The organism is Lamprocystis purpurea DSM 4197, from assembly GCF_000379525.1.
GTDB classification, from domain to species: domain Bacteria; phylum Pseudomonadota; class Gammaproteobacteria; order Chromatiales; family Chromatiaceae; genus Thiodictyon; species Thiodictyon purpureum.
On record NZ_KB902412.1, the window covers coordinates 1 to 4,330 of the forward strand.

Genomic DNA, 4,330 nt, shown 5'->3' on the forward strand with positions numbered 1-4,330 from the left:
CAATCGACGCAAAATCGCCCGCGTATCAGCCCCGCGGCCCCCTCGGATGCCCGTCTTGCGCCGCTCCGAGCGTCGACCACGTGCTGAAATACCGCCCGGCACCGGCCGGCGACCCTGGGCGCGGGGATACAATTCCCTATCTCTAAAGAAGGCCGCACCCGCAGCGGGCACCGTGCCAGGATCGGATTAGTCCAACAAACGTTTATCCGTCGTGCGCGCCAGGCGCCGTGCCACAACCAGGGATCAGTGCGGCGCGCACGACGGATAAACGCTTAGTCGTTGGATGCTGAGCCTTTGCCGGTTGCGTAGAGTAAGGCGCTGGCAAAATCCCTGTCGTTCTCGTCGGCAAATCGTCGCGCAAAAGCCTCGGCAACTTGATGCGATGCCAGCACAAGGCGCGCGATCTCGGATTCGGGCCTCTGGGCCAAGGCAACCGACTCCGCTTCAAAGAGACCGCGGTTGATCGGGCTTCTCGCGTGGCCCTGACCCGAATACTTGCGAAAAGCAATTCGACCAAAGACGCGGGGCGCAGCCTGCATGGCACGCTCGAAAGCGCACTCAAGAGCCTGCCATCTCCGGTCGTCCCAACCCGCCGAACGCTCCTCGACAAATCGGTTAAGGAAATCATCGAGGTTTTCGTCCGAACCGCGCTTTTCGTCGGGCGGCAGGAAGAATAATGCGGCGAAGCGCAGAACGAGCTCGTGATCCTCCAGTCGCTCACCCTTGATCTTACCCTCAGTGGCCGAGCGAAATGCCTGGCTGGCCGCCATGCGCCGAACATGCTCACGCCATTTTCCGGGATAAATCGCATTGCGGATCTCTTGGGCATTGAGAGGTAGGCCGCCCTGATTGATCCGGGAGAAGATGTTGAACTTAACATTGGTCGGCGTACCTGCGCGGATGACGTGAAGCGTAAGTTCCGTCTCCATGATGCGGCGTTGCAGGGGCCTTGGTAATTCCAGAAACGGTTTGCTTTTTAACTCATTGAGAGATTGCATGTCGTCAGCGAGCCGGAGCGGATCCAATTTCGATCCTAGTGCCTTGTTCAGGCTGCTCACTTCCACAAAATGGGCGATAGCGCACATACGCTGTAACCCATCGACGACCTGGTAATTGCCATCCGTATCTTCCGAAACATAGAGTGAGGGGATGGGAATACGTAATAGCATCGACTCGATCAAGCCGCTCTTGCGCTTATCGTTCCATAAATTCGCACGACGTTGAAAATCCGGCGAAAGATTCAACTCACCGTGCTTTAATCGCGCCACCAGGGAATCCACTGTCCGCTGGTTCGTTGTCACGTCGATCAGCTTTGGATCGAAAGGCGCACGAATATCACCCGAGTCAACCTGGGGCTCCGCCTCGAGACCGCTGCCGGTGCTGTCGGACGCGAGCTCCTCCAGGGGGGCGGAGTCCTCATCGTCGGCCGATGCTGCGTTTTCAGTGTTTGCGACGGTCATCTTGCCTCGCGCATGATCCAGCCGACGGGTCTCGGCATTATGAGGGGGCCGCGGTTTCTGGTCATCAAGGGTTTGAGCGGACCCAGGGGTGCGTGTCACTGGAGTCGCGCATCAGAACGGCGATGGCGTGTCGTCGATGGCGATCGGCCATGAACCAGGGATCGGGTTTCAGGCGGCCTGCGGCCAGTCTGGAAAAACATGAGGCGACGAGCATCGCTCATCTTGGGTGCAAGGGGCGCAGGCATTCGCGGCACTCTGCCGCCTTTGGAGGAGGTACCGGCCATCCCTGGCCGATGCGATCAGGCGAAGCTCAGCCGGGAATCAGAACTGCTCTTCTTCCGTCGACCCATGCAGCGCGGTGACCGAGGAGTGCCCGCCCTGGATGACGGTGGTGATGTCGTCGAAGTAGCCGACGCCCACTTCCTGCTGGTGGGAGACGAAGGTGTAGCCGCGCTCGCGGGCGACGAACTCGCGCTCCTGGACCTTTTCGACGTAGTGCTTCATGCCCTGGCCGCGGGCGTAGTCGTACGCCAGGTCGAACATGTTGTACCACATATTGTGGATACCGGCCAGCGTGATGAATTGGTACTTGTAGCCCATGTCGGACAGTTCGTCCTGGAACTTGGCGATGGTCGCGTCGTCCAGGTTCTTCTTCCAGTTGAACGAGGGCGAGCAGTTGTAGGCCAACAGCTTGTTGGGGCTGCTGCCCAGCACGGCTTGGGCGAACTCGCGGGCGAAGCCCAAATCCGGGGTACCGGTCTCGCACCACACCAGGTCGGCATAGGGGGCGTAGGCGACACCGCGGCTGATGGCCTGCTCCAGGCCGTTCTTGACCACGTAGAAACCCTCGGGGGTCCGCTCGCCGGTCAGGAAGGCCTTGTCGTTCGGATCGACATCGTTGGTCAGGAGGTTGGCTGCCTCGGCATCGGTACGCGCCAGCAGCAGGGTAGGCACACCCATCACATCGGACGCAAGACGGGCGGCAATCAGCTTCTCGACTGCCTCGCGGGTGGGCACCAAGACCTTGCCGCCCATGTGACCGCATTTCTTCACCGCGGCGAGCTGATCCTCGAAGTGCACCCCGGCGGCGCCGGCGACGATCATGTTCTTCATCAGCTCGAAGGCGTTGAGCACGCCGCCGAAACCGGCCTCGGCGTCCGCCACGATCGGCAGGAAGTAGTCGATGAATTCCGCGTCGCCGGGGCCGATGCCGCGCGACCACTGGATTTCGTCGGCGCGCTTGAAGGTGTTGTTGATGCGTCGCACCATGGTCGGCACCGAGTCGTAGGCGTACAGCGACTGGTCCGGATACATGGTCTCGGAGGTGTTGCCGTCAGCGGCGACCTGCCAGCCGGACAGATAGATGGCCTCGACGCCGGCCTTAGCCTGCTGCATGGCCTGACCAGCCGTGATGGCGCCCATACAGTTGACGTAGCCCTTCTTGGCCCCGCCGCGCACCAGCTTCCAGAGCTGCTCGGCACCGCGCCGGGCCAGGGTGTACTCGGGCTGCACACTGCCGCGCAGACGGACCACATCGGCGGCGGTGTAGCCGCGCTTCACATCGGTCCAGCGGGCATTCTCGGCCCAGTCTTTTTCAATCGCTTTGATCTGTTGGTCGCGGGTCATCGCTCGATCTCCTCGTAGTGGTAAAAAAAGGCCGCTGTCTTGCCCGCCCCTCGTGTCCTCCGAACGCGCCCCCGTCATCACGGGAATCGGCGCGGGCCCCGCGGTGATTCGCCGACCAAATATATCGGTCTTAACCCTGCAAGTTAACGATGCGTTACGCCTTTGACTAAGCATTTCTACCAATGTTCTGTATTGGCTTTACAGTGAGCCTCTTGCGCGCAAGTTAAGCGGGTTCCAAAGGACGACAGACGCCGCCATATTGGCCACCAGCAGCGATGTCAACCCCTATCCCGATTGTCCATCAGGACTGACCCCATGAACACAAACCCAGAGTCCTTCCGCAACGCCGCCATGGCCCACGGACTCTCCGAGGCCGAACTGGAGCCCGACCCGCTCCGCCAGTTCCAGCGCTGGTTCGAGGAGGCCATCGCCCAAGACCTCCCGGAACCCAATGCGATGAGCCTGGCGACCGTCGACGCCGCTGGTCAGCCCTCCTTGCGCACCGTGCTCCTGAAGCTTTACGACCACCAAGGATTCGTCTTTTTCACCAACTACGAGAGCCGCAAGTCCAAGGAGATCGAGACCAACCCGCGCGTGGCGCTGCTCCTGCCCTGGGTCGCCCTGGCGCGTCAGGTCAAGATCGTCGGCCGGGCGCAGCGCATCTCCGCGGCGGAATCCTTCAAATATTTCGCGACCCGTCCGCGCGGCAGCCGGATCGGTGCCTGGGCTTCACCACAGAGTCAGGTGATCACCTCACGCTCACTCCTGGAGCAGAAAGTCGCGGAAATGCAGCGGCGCTTCGCCGAGGGGGAGATCCCCTTGCCGGACCATTGGGGCGGTTATCGCGTAGCACCGGTGGAGATCGAGTTCTGGCAGGGCCGCGACAGCCGCCTGCATGACCGCTTCCGCTACCGTCGCGCGGCGGGCGGGGACTGGGTGGTCGAGCGGTTGGCGCCCTAACAGCCTGTCGGACTTTAGGCGATGGCTCAATATAGGTTCCGGACTGTCCCCGAGTTGTTATGACACGAGCAATGCCAACAGCGGAGTCAGCAACCCTTTTCCGCGAATCCGTGTATTGTGGACGAACTGAAAGAAGCCCAAGTAGAGCGGTAATTTCTCCTGCGAGATCCCGCGATGGGGTCGCAGCCAGGAACGCAGCAATGACCAGAAGCCTTCCATCGTGTTGACATGGATCTCATGGAAGCCGTCACCGTCCTCGTCACGGGCATACTCCCCGCGGCTGT

General features: G+C 61.2%; 3 protein-coding genes and 1 pseudogene. 1 reads left to right on the forward strand and 3 read right to left on the reverse strand.

What is annotated here, in order from left to right; all coding sequences use genetic code 11:
- Positions 1 to 272: 272 nt before the first annotated feature.
- Together A39O_RS0106570 and aceA are read right to left on the reverse strand one after the other, a co-directional pair.
- Positions 273 to 1,460, reverse strand: a complete 1,188-nt coding sequence (locus tag A39O_RS0106570) for a DUF262 domain-containing protein (protein ID WP_020503896.1) — start codon at positions 1,458 to 1,460, stop codon at positions 273 to 275.
- Between the two features lie 321 nt (positions 1,461 to 1,781).
- Positions 1,782 to 3,086: an isocitrate lyase gene (gene aceA / locus A39O_RS0106575; protein WP_020503897.1), complete on the reverse strand. Its 1,305-nt coding sequence runs from the start codon at positions 3,084 to 3,086 to the stop codon at positions 1,782 to 1,784.
- A 315-nt stretch (positions 3,087 to 3,401) separates the two neighbouring features.
- Between aceA and pdxH the strand changes: the two genes are divergently transcribed.
- Positions 3,402 to 4,046 carry a pyridoxamine 5'-phosphate oxidase gene (gene pdxH, locus A39O_RS0106580; protein WP_020503898.1) on the forward strand — a complete coding sequence of 215 codons (645 nt, stop codon included), beginning with the start codon at positions 3,402 to 3,404 and terminating at the stop codon, positions 4,044 to 4,046.
- A 57-nt stretch (positions 4,047 to 4,103) separates the two neighbouring features.
- Here pdxH and A39O_RS0106585 read toward each other — a convergent pair.
- Positions 4,104 to 4,330, reverse strand: a pseudogene (locus tag A39O_RS0106585) (IS1595 family transposase); the annotation flags it as partial.

Excerpts from the sequence above, each read along its gene's own strand:
- A39O_RS0106570 (WP_020503896.1), bottom strand. The coding sequence starts at position 1,460 with ATGACCGTCGCAAACACTGAAAACGCAGCATCGGCCGACGATGAGGAC.
- aceA (WP_020503897.1), bottom strand. The coding sequence starts at position 3,086 with ATGACCCGCGACCAACAGATCAAAGCGATTGAAAAAGACTGGGCCGAG.
- pdxH (WP_020503898.1), top strand. The coding sequence starts at position 3,402 with ATGAACACAAACCCAGAGTCCTTCCGCAACGCCGCCATGGCCCACGGA.